We start from the raw sequence: 20,281 nt of genomic DNA, 5'->3' as shown, positions 1-20,281 counted from the left end.
CCAATCCCCGCGGCCCCGCGACGAAATCGGTGCTTCGCACTACGCTCACCTCACGACCTCCTGCCTGCGGTCGGCTCAACTCGACATCCTGTCTCGCGTCGCCTCTGTCCGCCATCCCTGGCGTCCAGCCCTTGTCATCCGGTCTCCGGTTCGCCGATTTCAGCGGGGACTCAACACCCGTGCCCCATTCAGACCGCTGAGACGGTGGAGGGAGCGTAAGTCCGGCTGAAAATCGCTGAGGCGTTGACCGCAGGCCGGGGCGAGGCGCAGGGATGCGCCGAGAGGGCGTGACCTACATGGATGTAGGATCACGCCCGACCCGAAGCCGAAGGGACCGCGCAGCGGCGATTTTCTGTGCCGGAAGCCGGGATTGTAAAGGGGGCGGCGGCCCCCTTTACACGTTCACCACAGCACGTCAGACAGGAAGCAGAGGATTAAGAGTGAACGGAACGGTTCCACTTTTTCCTCAAAGGGCTTGGTAGTCAGCAAAATAACGAATAAATAAGCGTGAGCTTGCTTAACTGACGAGCATTACTCATCGAAATGAGCCTTCTTTTTACCCCACTTCCGGCAGTATCCCCGCCGCAATGCCAAACTGCACCAGGATAATCATAATCCCGCAGGCAAACACCAGACACAGGGCCGGTTTCCCACCCGGTACGCGGTACTCGCCCTGGGGATGATGCTTACGACTTTGCCACACCAGCAGCGACGGCAGCAGCAGGGCCAGCACCGCCAGCGCAACACCGGCATAGCCCAGCGCCATCACAAACCCACGCGGATAGAACAGGGCAAACGCCAGCGGCGGCAGGAAAGTGATCGCCCCGGTCTGCAGACGCCCGCCGAGGGTACGGCGGCGCTGGAACAGGTCAGCAAGATAATCAAACAGGCCCAGCGCAACCCCGAGGAACGAGGTCGCCAGCGCCAGATCGGCAAACAGATGCACCGCCAGCTCCACGTGCGGTGATGCAACCACTTCACGCAGCGCCTGCAGTAACCCGTTGAGCCCGGAATGGCTGGCCAGCATCCCCATAAAGGTGGACGAGTCGATGCTGCCCAGCGTCACCAGTTGCCAGAAGATATAGGCCACCAGTGGGATGGCGCTGCCGGTAATAAAGATCCAGCGCAGCTTGCGCACGTTGCCGTTCATATAGCTGACAATGCTCGGCACGCTGCCGTGGAAGCCAAACGAGGTGAAAATTACCGGGATCGCCGACAGCGCCAGCCCTTTTTCCAGCGGCAGCGTCAGCAGGTTGACCTTATGGATATGCGGCGCCAGCAGAGCCAGCATCACTACCAGGAACACGATTTTTGCCGAGAACAGGAAGCGGTTGAACAGATCGACCAGCGACGTCCCCACGCAGACCACGCCGCCGCCAATGAGGGTAAAGAAGATCACCCCGGTCGACGGGGAAATATCGGCATTAAACCAGTCGTTGACGCTGGAGGCGATCAGCTCCCCCGCACCGCTGATGTAGGCCGCAGTCAGGGCGTACATCAGGAACATCATGCTAAAGCCGGTTATCCATTGACCAAAACGGCCCAAATAACGCCCGGCCAGCGACCCGAGCCCGGTATCGGCGGGAACATGCTGATAAACCTCGAGCAGCAGCAGGGCGGTGTAACACATCAGCGCCCATAATGTCCCCAATAACACCAGCGTGACGCCAAACCCCACGCCTGCTGCCGCCAGCGGCATCGCCAGCATCCCTGCACCAATCGTCGTCCCGGCGACGATAAAAATACTACCCAGAGTTCTGTTTTTCACGCTTTCCTCTACAACCACACGTCATCGCGACAAAATCTGCGGCGCAGCGTAAGGGAAAAGCGCAGATTCGTCAAACCGGCGTTACAAAGGGTGTAACCAGAACTTTACAATATATGTGTTAAGTCCGCCGCTGGGCGTATGCCCGGCAAATTGTGGGTAGGTGCCTGGTTCATAAGGAGAATGTTTTCGTTTGATAATCCGGCGTAACGTAAACAATTCTAATAAATAATCAAAAAAAGTGAGGCCACGATGCCCGAGAGCAACCCCTTCAGCGCGAAATGGAGCCGGTCAGGCAATTTATTGTGTCACGGGCACTGGATCCTCCACTGGCAGGGACAGCTGCTGAATCTGCCCGAATCCCGGCAGGAGAAGGATATGGGCACCTGGGCCATCTACTCCATTATCGATCCCGAGGATGAAACTTTCGCCCAAGGGTTGCCGGAGGATGAGTGGATTATTGAGAACGTGGAATGGCTGACCGATCTCTTTTTTGACCATGGTATTCCGCTGGAAACGGACTACTATCGCCAGTTTTACCATGCGGTAAACCGCGAGGACTGGCGCTGTACCAGCTGTGCGGGCTGCATGTAAACCTGAGCCAGCGCAAGGCAGGCAGGGCAAGAAGCGTTTACGCTGCACCTTTCTTTGTGGAGGGGTTATGGCATCTGTTCATGGGCACGACGTGCTGACAATGATGATTGATTCTGGCGAGCAGTATACGGAACAGCGGTTGGTTGCGGCAATTACCGCACGCTACGGGGAAGCGGCGCGGTTTCACACCTGTTCGGCATCTGACCTGACGGCGGCGGAGCTGGTGACGTTTCTGGCGGCGCGCGGTAAATTTATTCCGCTGGAAGAGGGGTTTTCAACTCACGAAAGTAAAATCTGCCGCCATTAATAATAATGCGGCGTCATTACGACGCCGCATAGTCATTATTTCTGGGCGTCGAGCGTCGACAGCTCTTTATCAATAAAGTACAGACCTTCACCCGATTTACCTGCCAGCGACAGTTTATCGAGAACCGATTTAAACAGCTTCTCTTCTTCATGCTGCTCTGCCACATACCACTGCAGGAAATTAAAGGTTGGATAATCCTGGCTGGTCATTGCGGCATGGGTCAGGGCATTAATCTGCTGGGTGATCAGCTGCTCATGTTCGTACGTGGCGCGGAACAGTTCGTCGAGAGAGGCGTATTCCGCCACCGGGGAGGCCACCGGGTTAATGCGCGGCAGGCTGCCGGTATCGGTAAGATAATCAAAGAGACGCTGCATGTGGGTCATCTCTTCCTGCGCGTGACGGCGTAAAAATGCCGCCGCACCTTCAAAGCTGTGATAGCTACACCAGGCACTCATCTGCTGATACAGCAGGGAGGAGTAAAGCTCCAGATTCATTTGCTCGTTCAGCTTGTCGATCATTTCGGGTTTAAGCATGGTGTAGCTCCGTTTTATTATTAACAGGTCAACGTGAACGCCACTATAATTTGTTATTTAATTATTTGCAAAAGGTAACGTAATTATTTAAATGATGATAACAGTAATGGGAATAACACGCATTGCGCTGAATTAAATATTATTAATGAGAATTATTCTGTTTCGTGTTTAACGTTATTATTGCCAGCAGTCTCGCTGGCAATACGCTTAATAATAAGCCGAGGTCGTGACGGCAGGGCGCGGGGCATAGCCATGACATTGATACTGGACGGTGAGGGTGGAATTCAGACACAGGGAACCGCTGATGACGCTGCAGGTTTCCACCGGCTGACCATAAGCCGTGGCGGTGCTGTACCCCATTGCCTGACATTCGCGGGTCGCGGTGGCACTCGTGATATAGGCGTCATCGTGTGAAGTCTGAAAGATGGGCTGACCATAATCAAGCCGGACGATACCCGACGTTACATCGACGCTGCTGACTTCTGCTTTGCGAGTGATGCCGCAACCCGCCAGCAGCAGGACCAGGCCAACCGTACATAATCTCTTCATAGAACGCTCTGGATGGAGTTGAAATAACCTATACTACCGCCATAACAATCCTGCAATGGCTGGATTAGCCGCGCAATCTGCCCATAAATCGATGTAAAACCCTCTTCCGATCCCAAAATTGTGAGCGCCTCTTAATTTTTTAAAACTATTTTTCACTTAATTTGAAAGTGCGTTTGCTTAGTAGTAAGGTTGGTCGGGTTAGCTATTCACAGCGGGACGTCCGCATCGTATTCAGGAGACGAAGAATGAAAATTGCACTGATGATGGAAAACAGTCAGGCGAACAAAAACGCCACCATCCTCAATGAGTTAAAAGCCGTTGCCGATGACAAAGGCTTCCCGGTTTACAACGTAGGCATGAGCGATGAAAACGACCATCACCTGACCTACATTCACCTGGGGATCATGGCGAGCATTTTGCTGAACTCAAAAGCGGTCGATTTCGTGGTCACCGGCTGCGGCACCGGTCAGGGCGCGCTGATGTCCCTGAACATCCATCCGGGTGTGGTGTGCGGCTACTGCATCGATCCTGCTGATGCCTTCCTGTTTGCCCAAATCAACAACGGTAACGCGCTCTCACTGCCATTCGCCAAAGGCTTCGGCTGGGGCGCAGAGCTGAACGTGCGCTTTATCTTTGAAAAAGCCTTCACTGGCCGTAAAGGCGAAGGCTACCCGCCAGAGCGTAAAGAGCCACAGGTTCGCAACGCGGGCATCCTGAATCAGGTTAAAGCTGCGGTGGTGAAAGAGAACTATCTCGACACCTTGCGCGCTATCGATCCAGAGCTGATTAAAACTGCGGTTTCCGGTCAGCGCTTCCAGCAGTGCTTCTATGAGAACTGCCAGGATAAAGAGATCGAAGCCTTTGTTCGCGGTATTACCGGCTAAATTGCCAACACCAGATCAAAGCCAGCATCTGCTGGCTTTTTTTATGCCTGCTTTTTCGACACCGCACTGCCCGCATCTTTCACCAGCCGCAGGGTATCAAACATCCCCAGCAGACAGACCAGCGCAATCGCCACGAATGCCAGGCGGAAGCTGATCCCCGGCAGCGTCGCCATCCCCAGCATCTCGCTGAACAGCTCGCCAATGCGGATCCCGATGGCGCCCAGGGTGATCCCCAACCCCACTGCCAGCTGCGTCGCCGTCGAGAACAGGGTGTTCGCGTAGCTCATCTGCGGGGAAGGCACATCGGAAAAGGCGAGGGTGCTGATGGCGGTAAACTGAATCGAGCGGAACACCCCGCCGAGATACAGTACCAGCATAATGACCCACACCGGGGTTTGCGGGGTTAACAGGGCGCAGGCCAGCAGCGCCAGCACGTTCAACGCGCCGTTAATCAGCAGCAATTTTTTAAAGCCCAGGGTGCGGATCAGCGGCGTGGTGGCGGGCTTAATGGTCAGGTTGCCGACAAAAACCGCCAGCACCAGCAGCCCGGAATGAAACGCGTCCATCCCGAATCCCACCTGAAACATAAGCGGCAGCAGGAAAGGCACGGCGCTGATCGAGGCCCGGAACAGCGAGCCGCCGTACATGGTCACGCGAAACGTTGGCACCTGCAAAGCATCCAGACGGATCATCGGCCACGGCGCGCGGCGGAAATGGCGCAGCGCATAGGTCAGGGTCACGCCCCCGAGTACCAGCAGCGCCAGGGTCAGGGCGGTGTTAACGTGCTGAGATCCCATCGACTCCATGGCGTAGACCAGGCTCACCATTGCCACCGAGGTGGCGATAAAGCCCGGTATATCGAAGGGACGGCGCGTCTCTTCATAGATGTCGGGAATAATGCGCAGCGCCAGTACGATGGCAATCAGCCCCAGCGGGACGTTAATAAAGAAGATCCAGCGCCAGTCGGCGTAGCTGGTAATAAAGCCGCCCAGAGGCGGGCCGATGATGGGCGCCACCAGCGCAGGCCAGGTGAGGGTAGCAATGGCGGTGATTAGCTGATGTTTTGGCGTGGTGCGTAGCACCGCCAGTCGACCGACCGGCACCATTAACGCCCCCCCCATGCCCTGCAGCACGCGCATGGCGACAAACTGATCGACAGTGTTTGCCAGGCCGCACAGCACTGAGGCGAGGGTAAAGATCGCCAGCGCAAGGGTGAAGACTTTGCGCGCGCCAAAGCGATCGGCGATCCAGCCGCTGGCGGGGATCAGCACCGCCAGGGTGATAAGATACGCACTGATACCGATGTTCAGATCGACGGCCTGCACGCCAAAGCTTCTCGCCATATCGGGCAGCGCCGTGGCAATCACGGTGCCGTCGAGAAACTCCATAAAGAACGCACCTGCCACCAGCAGCGCGGCGGGGGACATCCCGCTGGACGCTTTTCCGGAGATGTTGTCTGTCATTTTTCCTCTGCCACTTAAAAAAGATTTGAAATTTTTACTGGAATACGACTGTATTTAATTATCTGATTTATAATATTTTTTAATCGGAACAGGGTTTTATTATAAATAAACCTGCGTGATGAATATCACAAAATGATTGAAATTTGTGATGGAGATCATATTATGTGCGCATCAAAAGAAAACACCTGCATAACACATAATCTGGAGTAAACCGATGAAATTGCGCAAAATCCTGAAAAGCATGTTTGAAAGCTACTGCAAAACCTTCAAGGACGTACCGCCTGGCGCGATGTTCTGATAAAAAAACCTGCTGCGGCAGGTTTTTTTATGCCTGCAAACGGCATCGGGGCGAGCGTTTTGCTACTATGGCGGCCTTTAATACAGGAGAAGCCTATGTCTCAAAACCTGAGTGCCGATCAGGAACTGGTCTCTGACGTTGTTGCCTGCCAGTTGGTTATCAAACAAATCCTTGATGTGATCGAAATTATCGCGCCAGCCGAAGTGCGTGAGAAGATGTCCAGCCAGTTGAAAAGCATCGATTTCGCCAGCAATCCTGCCTCGGCAGACCCGGTCACGCTGCGTGCAGTGCAGAAAGCCATTGCGCTGATCGAGCTTAAGTTCACCCCACAGGGCGAATCTCACTAAAATAAACCGATGTTTCGAATTTGAAAATGGGTTTGTGAAAAATATGTGAACGGGCGGCCGACGGCCGCCCGGATAAAGGTTACATAAAGGTTTCGACCAGCAGATAGCTCATGGCGCAGGCGCAGCTGACGCCGATCAGCCCCGGTAGAATAAAGCTGTGGTTGATGATGAATTTGCCGATGCGCGTGGTTCCAGAACGGTCAAAGCCAATGCAGGCCAGATCGCTGGGGTAAGTCGGCAGGACAAAGTACCCGTATGACGCCGGGAAAAAGGCAATCAGCATTTTCGGTTCAATCCCCAGCATCAGCCCCATCGGCGCTACCGCCGTCAGCGCGGCGGCCTGGCTGTTTACCAGCTTCGATACCAGAAACAGCACAATGGCATAGGTCCAGGGGTGGCTTTTCACCACGCCCTCAAGGGCCATCTTCAGCTCGTCCAGATGCGCCTGGAAAAAGGTATCGCTCATCCACGCCACGCCAAACACCGAGAAAATCGCTACCATCCCGGCCTTAAACACCGCCCCGTTCGAAATCGCCGCAGCATTGACTTTACAGACCATTAGCATCACGGCTCCGGCAATCAGCATCATCATCTGGATCACCAGATTCATCGACAGCGCGGTCATTTTGCCTTTCACCTCGAACGCCGGGCGCAGATCGGGCAGGGCGCCTAACAGCACCACCACCGCAATACCGGCGAAGAAGATCCACGTCGACCAGTAAGCCTGTTTCGGAAAGCGCTGGTCCATCAAGGTATCGGTGCTGCCGTAGATGAATTTACGCTGCTCAGGATCCTGTAACCGGGCCTGAAACTCCTCGTCATCGGCCAGTTCTTTCCCGCGACGTAGGCTCCAGAGTGCCGCAATCGCCACCCCGGTGAGCGAGGCAGGCACCGAGACCGCCAGGATCTCAAGAATGCCAAATGCGTGACCCACTCCGTGCCGGGCGGCGAGGATCGACACCAGCGATACCACGGCCACCGACACCGGCGACGCGGTGATTGCCATCTGTGAGGCGATGGACGCCACCGCCATCGGGCGCTCCGGGCGGATGCCTTTTTTCAGCGCGATGTCGGCAATGATCGGGAACATGGTATAGACCACGTGCCCGGTGCCGCACAGAAAGGTCAACGTCCAGGTGGTGAAGGGGGCGAGCAGGGTGATGTGCTGCGGATGCCGTCTGAGCAGTCGCTCGGCAAACTGCATCATCACGTTCAGACCGCCCGCGGTTTGCAGTGTGGCCGCGCAGCCAATCACCGCGAGGATCGTCAGCATCACATCAACCGGGGGCTTACCGGGCTGGAGGCCAAAAACAAAGCTCAGAATAAACAGGCCAATACCGCTTATCAGGCCCAGCCCCATACCGCCGAACCGGGTTCCGATTAGCAGGCAGAGGATAATGACAATAAATTCAACAGTGATCATGAGACTCCCTTGTCAACGATGGCAGAATTCTGCCAAATCATTACACGTTGTAAGGGTATAGGGTGGGAGCCAGATCGGATTTGTTAAAGGTTAACAAAAGCAATGAGTTGGTAACTTTATAGCAACACATTATCACCCGTTGCTGGCGGGTAATAATGCGCAGGCAGGCGATCAGTGATGCTGGCAATTCACCACATTCAGAAGATGACGATCCGTCTGCTCCTGACACATTCCGGCGCGGCGCGCGAGGCACACCTCATCCATCAGCGTTTTTAACAGTAAGCCATCCTGCTCCTGTTCCTTTTCAATATCATGCAGAAAATCGAAGGTTGGCAGGTCGTCCATTTCCCGGGCGTTATCCGCCAGCTGAATCAGGGTGGAATGACGCTGCTCATACTCTTCCAGCATCCGTTGAAATAGCTCTTCCAGCGAAGAGTATGCTTCATTGGACATACTTGTTGCTTTAAGCACCGGGGTGGCACCGGACGCTTTCATAAATTCGAACACGCGCATCATCTGGGTGACGTTGCTCTGGGCCTGGGTACGCAGGAAGGTGGCGGTGCCATTGAGTCTGTTTTCTGAGCACCACTCACTCAGGTGCAGGCAGAGATTGGACGCATTAAACTCAAGATTCATTTGCGTGTTCAGTTTGTTCATTATACCGGAGACAGCCATAGCAACTTCCTTATTTCCGAGAAACATATTTGGGGGAATTATCGCCATAATAGATTCATTCGGTCAGCGCTGTATGTGATCGGTTATTCATTTCGGGTGATTATTAAAATAATAATAACAGCCCATTTTTCATAAGAGAATGCTTATAAATATATTCTTACTATTCATCGAACATATTTAGATAAGGGCAATAGTGCAGGTGTCATAATTTACCGAACAGGTGGTAAAAATATAACCAATTGTTTAATAAGATTATTTATATTCACTCCTGGATAGTGACATTAACGTTGCTGAACATTTGTTGTTTAATTCAGAAAATAAGTCTGCGTGCGATTATGAATTTATTTCACCCAAGGAGATTCTTAGTGATATGCACTATTAATATATCTTTACAACTTCCAGAATTTGCGCACGATCATTTTTGCGGGCAATCTGCCGTTCTGTGATCCAGCAGGAAGTTTAGCCTGACCGACTCTGTGAAAATGAAACGTTGTTTTATCTTTTTATATCATGGAGTTTATTATGGCAAAAGTTGCGGTGCTGCTGGCACCCGGGTTCGAAGAGGCGGAAGCAATCGTCACGATTGATATCCTGCGCCGTTTGAACATTGACGTTGAGACCCTGGCCTGCGCTGAGTCGCGGGCAGTGGTGAGTTACCACAATATCCCGATGGTTGCCGACAGCACCCTGAGCGAGAAAATCGACAGCGACTACGATGCCGTCGTCCTGCCGGGCGGCCCGCAGGGCAGCGTGAACCTGGCGGCCAATGCCGAGGTGCTGCGCTTTGTTGCGGCCCATGACGAAGCGGGCAAGTATATCTGCCCCATCTGCTCTGCCGCAGCCCGCGTACTGGGCGGAAACGACCTGTTGAAAGGCCGCCGCTACGTCTGTTCAGGCGATCTCTGGCAGGACGTACAGGATGGTGAGTACGTTGATGCGCCGGTGGTGGAAGATGGCAATCTGATCAGCGGTAAAGGCCTGGGCCATGCGTTTGACTTTGCCCTGACGATTTCTGCCCGCCTGCTGGGTGATGAAGCCCCCGTGCGGGATCACGCCGAACACATCTACTACCCCTGGTAGCTGAAGTCCGGGCGTCAAGGCGCCCGGATGACAAGGATTCCTTAGCTGGTCTTATGGACTAATCTGCTTTACCCCTTTCTATTTGTCTGACAAATCTGTGCTTTTTTATGTCATTTCCCGCTGAATGTATGTACGCAATTACTGTAATTCTGCGCTGTGATGGCGCTCTCTTATGGATGATTAATTTCCCGCTAAAACTATCTCAAGCAAATGCGCTTTAAACGCACCTGGCGCTAATGCCTTGTTTTAAGTCCGATAAAAAAATATTGAGAAGTTTTTTCCCTACATAAAAGAACGCTGAAGCTGGAGTTTACCATGCACAAATTTACTAAAGCGCTGGCGGCCATTGGTCTGGCTGCCGTTATGTCACAATCCGCTATGGCGGAAAACTTAAAGCTCGGTTTTCTGGTGAAGCAGCCGGAAGAACCCTGGTTCCAGACCGAGTGGAAATTCGCCGATAAAGCCGGGAAAGATTTAGGCTTTGAAGTGATCAAAATCGCCGTGCCTGACGGTGAAAAAACGCTGAATGCTATCGATAGCCTGGCAGCCAGCGGCGCGAAAGGGTTTGTCATCTGTACTCCGGATCCAAAACTGGGCGCGGCGATTGTCGCCAAAGCCCGCGGCTACGACATGAAAGTGATTGCCGTGGATGACCAGTTCGTCAATGCCAAAGGCGTACCGATGGATACCGTACCGCTGGTGATGATGGCGGCGACCAAAATCGGCGAACGTCAGGGACAAGAGCTGTACAAAGAGATGCAAAAACGCGGCTGGGATGTGAAAGACACCGCCGTGATGGCGATTACCGCCGATGAACTGGATACCGCGCGTCGACGCACCAGCGGTTCGATGGAGGCTCTGAAAGCAGCGGGCTTCCCGGAAAAACAGATCTACAAAGTGCCAACCAAATCTAACGATATCCCGGGCGCCTTTGATGCGGCGAACTCAATGCTGGTTCAGCATTCCGAAGTGAAACACTGGCTGGTGGTCGGGATGAACGATAACACCGTGCTGGGCGGCGTGCGCGCCACCGAAGGGCAGGGCTTCAAAGCGGCTGACGTTATCGGTATCGGTATCAACGGCGTTGATGCGGTGAGCGAACTGTCAAAAGCGCAGGGCACCGGCTTCTACGGCTCCCTGCTGCCGAGCCCGGACGTTCACGGCTACAAATCCAGCGAAATGCTCTACAACTGGGTGACCAAAGGGGCTGAGCCCGCGAAATTTACCGAAGTGACCGACGTGGTGCTGATCACCCGCGACAACTTCAAAGCAGAGCTTGAGAAAAAAGGACTGGGCGGTAAGTAATTTACTGTGATTGTGCCCCCCGCAGACTGGGGGGCCAGACGTTCACTACTCGATCCTCGGAGACGTTATGCACCAGTCAGAACCGTATCTCTCTTTTCGCGGCATCGGCAAAACCTTCCCCGGCGTCAATGCGCTGACCGATATCAGCTTTGACTGCTATGCGGGCCAGGTCCATGCCCTGATGGGGGAGAACGGCGCCGGAAAATCCACGCTGTTGAAAATTCTCAGCGGCAATTACGCCCCCACGACCGGCACGCTTGCCTTACAGGGCAAAGAGGTTGCCTTTGCTGACACCACCGCCGCGCTGAACGCCGGTGTCGCCATCATCTATCAGGAACTGCACCTCGTTCCCGAGATGACCGTCGCGGAAAACATCTACCTCGGGCAACTCCCGCACAAAAGCGGTTTCGTTAACCGTTCGCTGCTCAACTATGAAGCTGGGCTACAGCTCAAGCACCTCGGGCTGGATATTGACCCGCAGACCCCGCTCAAGTATCTCTCCATCGGCCAGTGGCAGATGGTTGAAATCGCCAAAGCGCTGGCGCGCAATGCCAAGGTTATTGCCTTCGATGAGCCGACCAGCTCGCTGTCGGCGCGTGAGATAGAAAACCTGTTCCGCGTGATCCGCGAGCTGCGCAAAGAAGGGCGCATCATTCTGTACGTGTCGCACCGTATGGAAGAGATCTTTGCCCTCAGCGATGCGATCACTGTTTTTAAAGATGGCCGCTATGTGCGCACCTTCTCAGATATGCAGCAGGTCAACCATGACCAGCTGGTACAGGCGATGGTCGGCCGCGAGCTGGGCGACATCTACCATTGGGAATCGCGTCAGTACGGCGGCGAGCTGCTGCGTCTTGAACAGGTCAAAGCGCCGGGCGTGCGTAAACCGATCACGCTGACGGTGCGCAGCGGCGAGATTGTCGGCCTGTTCGGGCTGGTGGGGGCCGGGCGCAGTGAACTGATGAAAGGGCTGTTTGGCGGCACAAAGATCACCGACGGACAGGTGTTTATTGACGGTCAGCTGGTCGATATCCAGAAACCCGCCCACGCCATTCGTGCGGGGATGATGCTCTGTCCGGAGGACCGTAAAGCCGAGGGGATTATTCCGGTGCACTCTGTGCGGGATAACATCAACATCTCGGCGCGGCGGAAGTCTATTCGTGCCGGGTGCCTGATTAACGACGCGTGGGAGGCCAGTAACGCCGATCACCACATTCGTTCCCTGAATATCAAAACGCCTGGCGCTGAACAGCTGATTATGAACCTCTCCGGCGGCAACCAGCAAAAGGCGATTCTGGGCCGCTGGCTGTCGGAAGAGATGAAGGTGATCCTGCTGGATGAACCGACCCGGGGCATTGACGTGGGGGCCAAGCACGAAATCTATAACGTGATTTACGCACTGGCAAAACGCGGGGTGGCGGTACTGTTCGCCTCCAGCGACCTGCCGGAAGTGCTGGGCGTGGCCGACCGGATCGTGGTGATGCGGGAAGGCGAGATCGCCGGTGAATTGCTTCATGAACAGGCGAATGAAAAGCAGGCGTTAAGCCTCGCTATGCCTAAAGTTAGCCAGGCCGTCGCCTGAGTAAGGAGAATAAGATGTCTTCTGTTACTACATCCGGATCGCCGAAATCGGCCTTCAGCCTGGGACGCATCTGGGATCAGTACGGCATGCTGGTGGTATTCGCCGTGCTGTTCCTTGGCTGCGCGCTCTTTGTGCCTAACTTCGCCACCTTCATTAATATGAAGGGGTTGGGACTGGCGATCTCCATGTCCGGGATGGTCGCCTGCGGGATGCTGTTCTGTCTGGCCTCGGGCGACTTCGACCTGTCGGTGGCCTCGGTCATCGCCTGCGCCGGGGTGACGACTGCGGTAGTCATTAATATGACCGAAAGCCTGTGGATTGGCGTGGCGGCGGGTCTGCTGCTCGGTGCCCTCAGCGGGCTGGTGAACGGTTTTGTGATTGCACGTCTGAAAATCAACGCCCTGATCACCACCCTCGCCACCATGCAGATTGTGCGCGGCCTGGCCTATATCATCTCTGACGGTAAGGCGGTGGGGATTGAAGACGAGCGCTTCTTCGCCCTCGGCTATGCCAACTGGTTCGGTCTGCCGGCACCTATCTGGCTGACGGTCGCCTGCCTGATACTCTTTGGTTTCCTGCTGAACAGAACCACCTTTGGTCGCAACACGCTAGCAATTGGCGGCAATGAAGAGGCCTCTCGCCTCGCCGGGGTTCCGGTGGTGCGGACCAAGATCATCATCTTTATGCTCTCCGGTCTGGTGTCGGCGGCCGCAGGGATAATCCTCGCCTCGCGCATGACCAGCGGTCAGCCGATGACCTCGATTGGCTATGAGCTGATTGTGATTTCTGCCTGCGTGCTGGGCGGGGTTTCACTGAAAGGCGGCATCGGAAAAATCTCATATGTGGTGGCCGGTATCCTGATCCTAGGCACCGTGGAGAACGCCATGAACCTGCTGAACATCTCCCCATTCTCGCAGTACGTGGTTCGCGGTCTCATCCTGCTGGCGGCGGTGATCTTCGACCGTTACAAACAAAAAGCGAAGCGTACCGTTTAAGCATGTTTCCTGCCTTTACCCACCCCAACTTTTAAGTGTAGACCCCCTTTCCGGACGCAGCGGAAGGGGGGTGTCAAATGGCGAGCAGCGTCACACTGTCTATACTTACATGGCTACTGAGATGTTAACTGTTTTCATCTCGCCAACCGTAAGGAGGATCAGGGTGGCCGATACGTTAACTTCACCGCCTTTACTGTCTGACGATTTTGCCTGGTTTTTTGACCTCGACGGAACCCTTGCCACCATCAGACCGCATCCCGATGAAGTGGCCGTTCCGGACGACGTTTTACATGCGCTGAATCAGCTGTCGCTGCTGAATCAGGGTGCACTGGCATTGATATCAGGGCGTTCAATGGCCGAGCTGGATAAGCTCGCCGAACCGTACCGTTTCCCGCTAGCCGGGGTACACGGCGCAGAGCGCCGCGACATCCATGGCCACGCGCACATCGTCACGCTTCCTCAGGAACTGGTCCAGACGCTGCATGCTCAGCTGGCGACGGCGCTTTCCTGGCTGCCGGGCACTGAACTGGAAGCCAAAGGTATGGCCTTTGCGCTCCACTACCGTCAGGCCCCGCAGTATCAGCCACAGGTGCAGGCGTTGGCGGAACAAGTGGTGCGTGACAATCCGCAGCTGTCGCTCCAGCCGGGTAAATGCGTGGTTGAAATCAAACCACGCGGGATCCACAAAGGCGAAGCCATCTCGGCTTTTATGCATGAAGCGCCTTTTGCGGGCAGAACGCCGGTCTTCTTTGGCGATGACCTGACGGATGAACACGGCTTTGAGGTGGTTAATCAGCTCAAAGGCGTGTCAGTGAAAGTCGGCGCAGGTGAGACCAAAGCCAGCTGGCGGCTGGCAACGGTGCCTGATGTCTGGGAATGGATAATAAAAGCCGCTAACCATCAACAAGAAAAACAAATAGCGCAAACTAACAGGAGAACTGAATATGGGTCGCTTGATCGTAGTCTCTAACCGAATCGCTCCCCCGGATGACAAAAAAGCCAGCGCGGGTGGCCTGGCGGTGGGGGTACTGGGTGCGTTGAAAAGCACCGGCGGACTCTGGTTTGGCTGGAGCGGGGACATTGGTCAGGACGACAAACCGCTTAAAAAGGTCACGCGGGGGAACATCACCTGGGCCTCGTTTAACCTCAACGAGCAGGATTACGATGAATATTACAGCCAGTTTTCCAATGCGGTGCTGTGGCCAGCCTTTCACTATCGCCTGGACCTGGTGAAGTTTAAGCGTGAAGCCTGGGACGGCTACATGCGGGTAAACCGCCTGCTGGCCGATAAGCTGACACCGCTGGTCAAACAGGACGACATGCTGTGGGTGCATGATTACCATTTGCTGCCGTTTGCCAGCGAGTTGCGCAAGCGTGAGATCAATAACCGCATCGGCTTCTTCCTGCATATCCCGTTCCCGACCCCCGAGATCTTTAACGCACTGCCGCCCGGTGAGGAACTGCTCGAACAGCTCTGTGACTACGACCTGCTGGGCTTCCAGACCGATAACGACCGCCTGGCCTTCCTGGACTGTGTTGCCAGTAAAACGCGGCTTATTGCTCACGATGACGGGGCGCATACTGCCTGGGGCAAGCGGTTCCACACCGAAGTCTATCCGATTGGTATCGAGCCAGATGATATTGCCGAACAGGCCTCCGGACCGCTGCCGCCCAAGCTGGCGCAGCTTAAAAATGAGCTGAAGCACGTCAAAAACATCTTCTCCGTTGAGCGACTGGATTACTCCAAAGGGCTGCCGGAGCGTTTTCAGGCCTATGAGACGCTGCTGGAAAAATTCCCTGAACACCACGGCAAAATCCGCTACACCCAGATTGCGCCAACCTCACGCGGAGAAGTGCAGGCCTATCAGGATATTCGTCATCAGCTGGAAACCGAAGCCGGACGCATCAACGGTCGCTACGGGCAGTTGGGCTGGACGCCGCTGTTCTATCTAAACCAGCACTTTGAGCGCAAAATCCTGATGAAGGTATTCCGCTATGCCGACGTCGGGCTGGTGACGCCGCTGCGCGATGGGATGAATCTGGTGGCGAAGGAGTACGTTGCGGCGCAGGACCCGAAGGATCCCGGCGTGCTGGTGCTGTCGCAATTTGCCGGTGCCGCCAACGAGCTGACCTCAGCACTGATTGTTAATCCTTACGACAGGGACGATGTGGCGAACGCGCTGCATCGTGCGCTGAAAATGCCGCTAACGGAGCGCATATCACGCCATGCTGAGATGATGAAAGTGATCCGTGAAAATGATATCGATCGCTGGCAGGCGCGCTTTATTCAGGATCTGAATGACATCACTCCCCACAGCGTGGAGAGCAATCTGCAAAAAAAGGTCGCAACCTTCCCTAAACTGGCCTGATGATTTTTCACTCAGTGGCTCACACAGCGCTGAGTGGAATTAACAGCACGTCCACTTTGCTGCCGCTGACAATGGTTTTTGCGCTGCATGCCGCGCGAGAAAAAAAACTGTGATTATGGTTGCCGCATATCACTAAATCCACTTGCTGTTTTTGACATATATCATAAATACACTGACTTATTTCACCGGTCGCAATCACCGTTTGCGCAATCGGATATTCTGCGTGCGCAATCAGTGCATCCAGAAATTGCTGTGTCTCCTCCTGTAACACATCGCGAATATCTTCCAGCATCGGGGCGGCGAGCTGGTTATACATTTCGGGTTCTGTCCCCAGTGTCACCAGCGTGATGCGCGCCTGCGTCGGGCGGGCGATGGCAACCGCTTTGCTCAGTAACTGCTCGCTTTCAGGGGAAAGGGCCACACAAACAAGAAGATGGGAGTAACTCATTGCGTCCTCCAGAAGATTGGGTAAACCGCCTTTGCATCAGCATTAGCGCGCTTCCTCTCATTGCGCAAGAGAGGAAGGTGGCATTAGTGTGACGCTTATCATAATTATTCATTAATAATTCTTATGCAACGAATAGCCCGGTTATGCACGCATCGACTGTAAACGATTACTTAACGTTAATCATACAAATTTAATTACCTGTATTACTTAGATTTTAACCTTGCATTAACCTTTAAAAAGCGGTAACGGGAGGAAATTACTTCAGCATTTTTCACGGTTAACTGGCTGTTTTAGAAAGGGTTAAATTAGGCGTTTCTATCATAGACATAGCGAGGCCGGGCGGGCGTTTGTTCGCTGTCAACCCCCGGCAAGTAACGTGCCGCTTCAGTTCATGCTTCTGCATGAATATTCGGCATCAGAGAATATATCCTGTGGTTAAACGCTCATAAAAAAGACAATTTAGAAGCGGGGCTGATGGATTTTTGGCTCAAATTCAGGCAAATTATGTGATCTGGATCACATTTATTTCAAATTTCAGGCGAGGCTGCATTGTATGTGATAAACCGGACGGGTAGAGTTGCGGCGAATTAGGAAAAATCTTAGTTAATTGTAAGAAATGATAAATGTGTAAGAGAGGACAATTATTCTTCTTTACGTGATTCATCTCTACACAACTTAATTCGACTATGTGTTTTAGCCTTTTCTTCTTTTTTTACCGGGGTTTTCCCGGCGACATCACGGGGTGCGGGATACCCGCACAAAAAATGATTGTAGGTTATTCGGGAAGGAACCGATGCATACATCCGAATTGCTAAAACACATCTATGACATCAACCTGTCATATTTACTGCTTGCACAACGTTTAATTAGCCAGGACAAAGCCTCGGCGATGTTCCGCCTGGGTATCCATGAAGAGATGGCCACTACGTTAGGAGCGTTAACGCTGCCACAAATGGTGAAACTGGCCGAAACCAATCAACTGGTTTGCCAGTTCCGTTTTGATAACCACCAGACCATCACGCAACTGACGCAAGATTCCCGCGTGGACGACCTGCAGCAGGTTCACACCGGTATTTTGCTTTCTACCCGTCTGCTCAACGACATCAGCCAGGCTGATGACGCAGCCCGTAAGAAAAGGGCGTAACGATGAGTGAGAAGAGCATTGTTCAGGAAGCGCGTGATATTCAGCTGGCGATGGAATTGATCACCTTGGGTGCGCGTTTGCAAATGCTGGAAAGCGAGACGCAGCTGAGCCGTGGTCGTCTTATCAAATTGTATAAAGAATTGCGCGGTAGCCCACCGCCAAAGGGGATGCTGCCGTTTTCCACCGACTGGTTTATGACATGGGAGCAGAACATTCACGCTTCTATGTTCTGTAACGCCTGGCAGTATCTGCTCAAGACCGGCTTATGCAGCGGCGTTGATGCCGTCATTAAAGCCTACAAACTGTACCTCGAGCAGTGCCCGCAGCCTGAAGAAGGGCCGCTGCTGGCATTGACGCGCGCATGGACGCTGGTGCGTTTTGTCGAGAGCGGACTGCTCGAACTGTCTCGCTGCAACTGCTGTAGCGGTAACTTTATTACCCATGCGCATCAGCCTGCCGGCAGCTTTGCCTGCAGTTTGTGCCAACCGCCGTCCCGCGCGGTAAAAAGACGTAAACTTTCCCGGGATCCTGCCGATAGTAATCCACAACTGCTGGATGAACAGATCGTACAAGCTGTTTAACCCGATCCCAGGGGCAAGATTCCAGCAGCGGTAAGTTATTACCGCTGCTTTTTTTATGCCCGAAGGGCGGGTAAACCCCGAACTGTGCATCCAGCTAAAGTCACTAGCGGAAGGATGATGTCGTGCTTATCTTATTAGGTTACCTGGTAGTTCTCGGTACAGTTTTCGGCGGTTATATGATGACCGGCGGGCACCTTGGGGCACTCTATCAACCCGCTGAGTTGGTCATCATCGGCGGTGCAGGGGTGGGGGCGTTTATCGTTGGCAACAACGGTAAGGCGATCAAGGCGACGTTAAAGGCGCTGCCGTTACTGTTCCGTCGTTCGAAGTACACCAAAAGCATGTACATGGATCTGCTGGCGCTGCTGTATCGCCTGATGGCCAAATCACGCCAGCAGGGGATGTTCTCGCTGGAGCGCGATATCGAGAATCCACAGGAGAGCGAGATTTTTGCCAGCTATCCGCGCATCCTCGCCGATAAGGTGATGCTGGAATTCATCGTCGACTATCTGCGCCTGATCATCAGCGGCAACATGAACACGTTTGAAATCGAAGCCCTGATGGACGAAGAGATCGAAACCCACGAAAGCGAAACCGAAGTCCCGGCCAACAGCCTGGCGATGGTAGGGGACTCCTTGCCTGCGTTCGGGATCGTCGCGGCGGTAATGGGGGTGGTTCATGCCCTGGCCTCGGCGGATCGTCCGGCAGCAGAGCTGGGCGCGCTGATTGCCCACGCGATGGTGGGAACCTTCCTCGGTATCCTGCTGGCGTACGGATTTATCTCCCCGTTGGCAACCGTGCTGCGTCAGAAAAGCGCCGAAACCAGCAAAATGATGCAGTGCGTCAAAATTACCCTGCTCTCCAATCTGAACGGATATGCCCCGCCGATCGCGGTCGAGTTTGGGCGCAAAACGCTGTACTCCAGCGAGCGTCCATCGTTTAACGAGCTCGAAGAGCACGTGCGTGCGGTGAAGAACCCAAACCAGCAGACGAGCACTGAAGACGCATGAAAAACCAGGCCCATCCTATCGTCATCGTCAAAAAGCGTAAGCACAAAGGTCATGGAGGCCATCATGGCGGCTCATGGAAAATTGCCTATGCCGACTTTATGACCGCGATGATGGCCTTCTTCCTGGTGATGTGGTTGATCTCCATCTCCAGCCCGAAGGAGTTGATTCAGATCGCTGAGTATTTCCGCACTCCGCTGGCGACGGCGGTGTCGACCGGGCCGCGTATTTCTAACAGCGACAGCCTCATCCCCGGCGGTGGCGATGATTACACGCAAAAACAAGGCGAAGTGAAGCGCGAGCCGAACATCGATGAGTTAAAAAAACGCATGGAGCAGAGCCGTCTGCAGAAACTGCGCGGCGATCTGGATCAGCTGATTGAGGCCGATCCCAAGCTGCGCGCGCTGCGTCCGCACCTGAAGATCGACCTGGTGCAGGAGGGGCTGCGTATTCAGATTATCGACAGCCAGAACCGGCCGATGTTTAAAACCGGCAGCGCCGAAGTGGAACCTTATATGCGCGATATCCTGCGCGGTATTGCGCCCGTATTGAATGGGATCCCAAACCGAATCAGTCTTTCCGGCCACACCGATGACTTCCCTTACGCCGGCGGCGAAAAAGGGTACAGCAACTGGGAGCTCTCTGCGGATCGCGCCAACGCTTCCCGCCGCGAGCTGGTGATCGGAGGACTGGATGATGGCAAAGTGCTGCGGGTCGTCGGCATGGCCGCCACGATGCGCATGTCCGATCGCGGGCCTGACGATGCCATCAACCGTCGTATTAGTCTCTTAGTGCTCAATAAACAGGCGGAGCAGGCCATCCTGCACGAAAACGCCAGCAGTCAGAATGAGTCACTGGATGATTTAAAACAGCCAGGCGCCGTGCCTTCGGCTGCCGTTCCAACATCGCCACCAGCCAATCCGAGGTGATAG

Annotated in this window: 22 protein-coding genes; 15 read left to right on the top strand and 7 right to left on the bottom strand. The window is 54.2% G+C overall.

Annotated elements, in window-relative coordinates:
• Positions 1–556: 556 nt before the first annotated feature.
• On the bottom strand, positions 557–1,768 hold the full coding sequence (gene tyrP, locus ACRDD5_RS14925) for a tyrosine transporter TyrP (RefSeq protein WP_438677156.1): 1,212 nt from the start codon (positions 1,766–1,768) through the stop codon (positions 557–559).
• Between the two features lie 249 nt (positions 1,769–2,017).
• Between tyrP and ACRDD5_RS14920 the strand changes: the two genes are divergently transcribed.
• Together ACRDD5_RS14920 and ACRDD5_RS14915 are read left to right on the top strand one after the other, a co-directional pair.
• Entirely contained in the window at positions 2,018–2,359 is a 342-nt protein-coding gene (locus tag ACRDD5_RS14920; protein WP_438677155.1) for a hypothetical protein, read from the top strand.
• A 67-nt stretch (positions 2,360–2,426) separates the two neighbouring features.
• The gene (locus ACRDD5_RS14915) at positions 2,427–2,666 is read left to right on the top strand and encodes a YecH family metal-binding protein (protein ID WP_438677154.1); all 240 of its coding nucleotides are present in this window, start codon (positions 2,427–2,429) and stop codon (positions 2,664–2,666) included.
• 35 nt (positions 2,667–2,701) lie between these two features.
• Here ACRDD5_RS14915 and ftnA read toward each other — a convergent pair whose 3' ends face one another.
• Both ftnA and yecR read right to left on the bottom strand, forming a co-directional pair.
• Positions 2,702–3,199, bottom strand: coding sequence for a non-heme ferritin (ftnA, locus tag ACRDD5_RS14910; RefSeq protein WP_271282331.1), 498 nt, complete (start codon positions 3,197–3,199; stop codon positions 2,702–2,704).
• 207 nt (positions 3,200–3,406) lie between these two features.
• A complete protein-coding gene (gene yecR, locus ACRDD5_RS14905; RefSeq protein ID WP_271282332.1) occupies positions 3,407–3,748 on the bottom strand; it encodes a YecR family lipoprotein in 342 nt (113 codons plus the stop codon).
• Positions 3,749–3,993: 245 nt separating this feature from the next.
• Here yecR and ACRDD5_RS14900 point away from each other — a divergent pair, with 245 nt between their 5' ends.
• Complete coding sequence (locus tag ACRDD5_RS14900; RefSeq protein ID WP_271268581.1) at positions 3,994–4,632, top strand: RpiB/LacA/LacB family sugar-phosphate isomerase; 639 nt, start codon at positions 3,994–3,996, stop codon at positions 4,630–4,632.
• A 41-nt stretch (positions 4,633–4,673) separates the two neighbouring features.
• Here the strand turns inward: ACRDD5_RS14900 and ACRDD5_RS14895 are convergent, their stop codons facing one another.
• Positions 4,674–6,095 (bottom strand): MFS transporter, encoded by a 1,422-nt coding sequence (locus ACRDD5_RS14895; RefSeq protein ID WP_438677153.1) that lies wholly within the window; start codon positions 6,093–6,095, stop codon positions 4,674–4,676.
• 214 nt (positions 6,096–6,309) lie between these two features.
• Here ACRDD5_RS14895 and azuC point away from each other — a divergent pair, with 214 nt between their 5' ends.
• Together azuC and ACRDD5_RS14885 are read left to right on the top strand one after the other, a co-directional pair.
• The gene (azuC, locus tag ACRDD5_RS14890; protein ID WP_098946254.1) at positions 6,310–6,393 is read left to right on the top strand and encodes a stress response protein AzuC; all 84 of its coding nucleotides are present in this window, start codon (positions 6,310–6,312) and stop codon (positions 6,391–6,393) included.
• A 95-nt stretch (positions 6,394–6,488) separates the two neighbouring features.
• A complete protein-coding gene (locus ACRDD5_RS14885) occupies positions 6,489–6,740 on the top strand; it encodes a DUF2766 family protein (protein WP_271268579.1) in 252 nt (83 codons plus the stop codon).
• A gap of 79 nt (positions 6,741–6,819) precedes the next feature.
• Here the strand turns inward: ACRDD5_RS14885 and ACRDD5_RS14880 are convergent, their stop codons facing one another.
• Positions 6,820–8,163, bottom strand: coding sequence for an anaerobic C4-dicarboxylate transporter (locus ACRDD5_RS14880; RefSeq protein ID WP_438677152.1), 1,344 nt, complete (start codon positions 8,161–8,163; stop codon positions 6,820–6,822).
• Between the two features lie 171 nt (positions 8,164–8,334).
• Complete coding sequence (locus tag ACRDD5_RS14875) at positions 8,335–8,838, bottom strand: non-heme ferritin-like protein (RefSeq protein ID WP_438677151.1); 504 nt, start codon at positions 8,836–8,838, stop codon at positions 8,335–8,337.
• Between the two features lie 522 nt (positions 8,839–9,360).
• Here ACRDD5_RS14875 and ACRDD5_RS14870 point away from each other — a divergent pair.
• The 6 genes from ACRDD5_RS14870 to otsA all read left to right on the top strand — a co-directional run bounded on the left by ACRDD5_RS14870 (position 9,361) and on the right by otsA (position 16,169).
• Complete coding sequence (locus ACRDD5_RS14870) at positions 9,361–9,918, top strand: DJ-1/PfpI family protein (protein ID WP_438677150.1); 558 nt, start codon at positions 9,361–9,363, stop codon at positions 9,916–9,918.
• Between the two features lie 315 nt (positions 9,919–10,233).
• Positions 10,234–11,223 carry an arabinose ABC transporter substrate-binding protein AraF gene (araF, locus tag ACRDD5_RS14865; protein ID WP_271282337.1) on the top strand — a complete coding sequence of 330 codons (990 nt, stop codon included), beginning with the start codon at positions 10,234–10,236 and terminating at the stop codon, positions 11,221–11,223.
• Between the two features lie 67 nt (positions 11,224–11,290).
• Entirely contained in the window at positions 11,291–12,805 is a 1,515-nt protein-coding gene (gene araG, locus ACRDD5_RS14860) for an L-arabinose ABC transporter ATP-binding protein AraG (RefSeq protein WP_271282338.1), read from the top strand.
• Between the two features lie 14 nt (positions 12,806–12,819).
• On the top strand, positions 12,820–13,800 hold the full coding sequence (gene araH, locus ACRDD5_RS14855; protein WP_271282339.1) for an L-arabinose ABC transporter permease AraH: 981 nt from the start codon (positions 12,820–12,822) through the stop codon (positions 13,798–13,800).
• 163 nt (positions 13,801–13,963) lie between these two features.
• Positions 13,964–14,770: a trehalose-phosphatase gene (gene otsB, locus ACRDD5_RS14850; protein ID WP_438677149.1), complete on the top strand. Its 807-nt coding sequence runs from the start codon at positions 13,964–13,966 to the stop codon at positions 14,768–14,770.
• Positions 14,745–16,169: an alpha,alpha-trehalose-phosphate synthase gene (gene otsA, locus ACRDD5_RS14845; protein WP_271282341.1), complete on the top strand. Its 1,425-nt coding sequence runs from the start codon at positions 14,745–14,747 to the stop codon at positions 16,167–16,169. The genes otsB and otsA overlap by 26 nt, the downstream gene beginning before the upstream one ends.
• 19 nt (positions 16,170–16,188) lie before the next feature.
• Here the strand turns inward: otsA and uspC are convergent, their stop codons facing one another.
• Positions 16,189–16,617: a universal stress protein UspC gene (uspC, locus tag ACRDD5_RS14840; protein ID WP_271282342.1), complete on the bottom strand. Its 429-nt coding sequence runs from the start codon at positions 16,615–16,617 to the stop codon at positions 16,189–16,191.
• Between the two features lie 793 nt (positions 16,618–17,410).
• Here uspC and flhD point away from each other — a divergent pair.
• From flhD to motB, 4 genes are all read left to right on the top strand, one after another.
• Positions 17,411–17,761 carry a flagellar transcriptional regulator FlhD gene (gene flhD / locus ACRDD5_RS14835; RefSeq protein WP_271282343.1) on the top strand — a complete coding sequence of 117 codons (351 nt, stop codon included), beginning with the start codon at positions 17,411–17,413 and terminating at the stop codon, positions 17,759–17,761.
• Positions 17,762–17,763: 2 nt separating this feature from the next.
• Positions 17,764–18,342, top strand: coding sequence for a flagellar transcriptional regulator FlhC (flhC, locus tag ACRDD5_RS14830; RefSeq protein ID WP_271282344.1), 579 nt, complete (start codon positions 17,764–17,766; stop codon positions 18,340–18,342).
• 122 nt (positions 18,343–18,464) lie between these two features.
• A complete protein-coding gene (motA, locus tag ACRDD5_RS14825; RefSeq protein ID WP_271282345.1) occupies positions 18,465–19,352 on the top strand; it encodes a flagellar motor stator protein MotA in 888 nt (295 codons plus the stop codon).
• Positions 19,349–20,278, top strand: coding sequence for a flagellar motor protein MotB (gene motB / locus ACRDD5_RS14820; RefSeq protein ID WP_271282346.1), 930 nt, complete (start codon positions 19,349–19,351; stop codon positions 20,276–20,278). The genes motA and motB overlap by 4 nt, the downstream gene beginning before the upstream one ends.
• The last annotated feature ends 3 nt before the right edge of the window (positions 20,279–20,281 follow it).

Origin of the sequence: Silvania sp. (genome assembly GCF_051656365.1) — a bacterium.
GTDB classification, from domain to species: domain Bacteria; phylum Pseudomonadota; class Gammaproteobacteria; order Enterobacterales; family Enterobacteriaceae; genus Enterobacter; species Enterobacter hatchlandensis.
Note: the sequence above shows the minus strand (reverse complement) of the source record. Positions and strands in the feature narration are given on the sequence as shown.

Bases quoted from the DNA above. Each gene is read 5' to 3' on its own strand.
- ACRDD5_RS14920 (WP_438677155.1), top strand. From the start codon at position 2,018: ATGCCCGAGAGCAACCCCTTCAGCGCGAAATGGAGCCGGTCAGGCAAT.
- ACRDD5_RS14915 (WP_438677154.1), top strand. From the start codon at position 2,427: ATGGCATCTGTTCATGGGCACGACGTGCTGACAATGATGATTGATTCT.
- ftnA (WP_271282331.1), bottom strand. From the start codon at position 3,199: ATGCTTAAACCCGAAATGATCGACAAGCTGAACGAGCAAATGAATCTG.
- yecR (WP_271282332.1), bottom strand. From the start codon at position 3,748: ATGAAGAGATTATGTACGGTTGGCCTGGTCCTGCTGCTGGCGGGTTGC.
- ACRDD5_RS14900 (WP_271268581.1), top strand. From the start codon at position 3,994: ATGAAAATTGCACTGATGATGGAAAACAGTCAGGCGAACAAAAACGCC.
- ACRDD5_RS14895 (WP_438677153.1), bottom strand. From the start codon at position 6,095: ATGACAGACAACATCTCCGGAAAAGCGTCCAGCGGGATGTCCCCCGCC.
- azuC (WP_098946254.1), top strand. From the start codon at position 6,310: ATGAAATTGCGCAAAATCCTGAAAAGCATGTTTGAAAGCTACTGCAAA.
- ACRDD5_RS14885 (WP_271268579.1), top strand. From the start codon at position 6,489: ATGTCTCAAAACCTGAGTGCCGATCAGGAACTGGTCTCTGACGTTGTT.
- ACRDD5_RS14880 (WP_438677152.1), bottom strand. From the start codon at position 8,163: ATGATCACTGTTGAATTTATTGTCATTATCCTCTGCCTGCTAATCGGA.
- ACRDD5_RS14875 (WP_438677151.1), bottom strand. From the start codon at position 8,838: ATGGCTGTCTCCGGTATAATGAACAAACTGAACACGCAAATGAATCTT.
- ACRDD5_RS14870 (WP_438677150.1), top strand. From the start codon at position 9,361: ATGGCAAAAGTTGCGGTGCTGCTGGCACCCGGGTTCGAAGAGGCGGAA.
- araF (WP_271282337.1), top strand. From the start codon at position 10,234: ATGCACAAATTTACTAAAGCGCTGGCGGCCATTGGTCTGGCTGCCGTT.
- araG (WP_271282338.1), top strand. From the start codon at position 11,291: ATGCACCAGTCAGAACCGTATCTCTCTTTTCGCGGCATCGGCAAAACC.
- araH (WP_271282339.1), top strand. From the start codon at position 12,820: ATGTCTTCTGTTACTACATCCGGATCGCCGAAATCGGCCTTCAGCCTG.
- otsA (WP_271282341.1), top strand. From the start codon at position 14,745: ATGGGTCGCTTGATCGTAGTCTCTAACCGAATCGCTCCCCCGGATGAC.
- uspC (WP_271282342.1), bottom strand. From the start codon at position 16,617: ATGAGTTACTCCCATCTTCTTGTTTGTGTGGCCCTTTCCCCTGAAAGC.
- flhD (WP_271282343.1), top strand. From the start codon at position 17,411: ATGCATACATCCGAATTGCTAAAACACATCTATGACATCAACCTGTCA.
- flhC (WP_271282344.1), top strand. From the start codon at position 17,764: ATGAGTGAGAAGAGCATTGTTCAGGAAGCGCGTGATATTCAGCTGGCG.
- motB (WP_271282346.1), top strand. From the start codon at position 19,349: ATGAAAAACCAGGCCCATCCTATCGTCATCGTCAAAAAGCGTAAGCAC.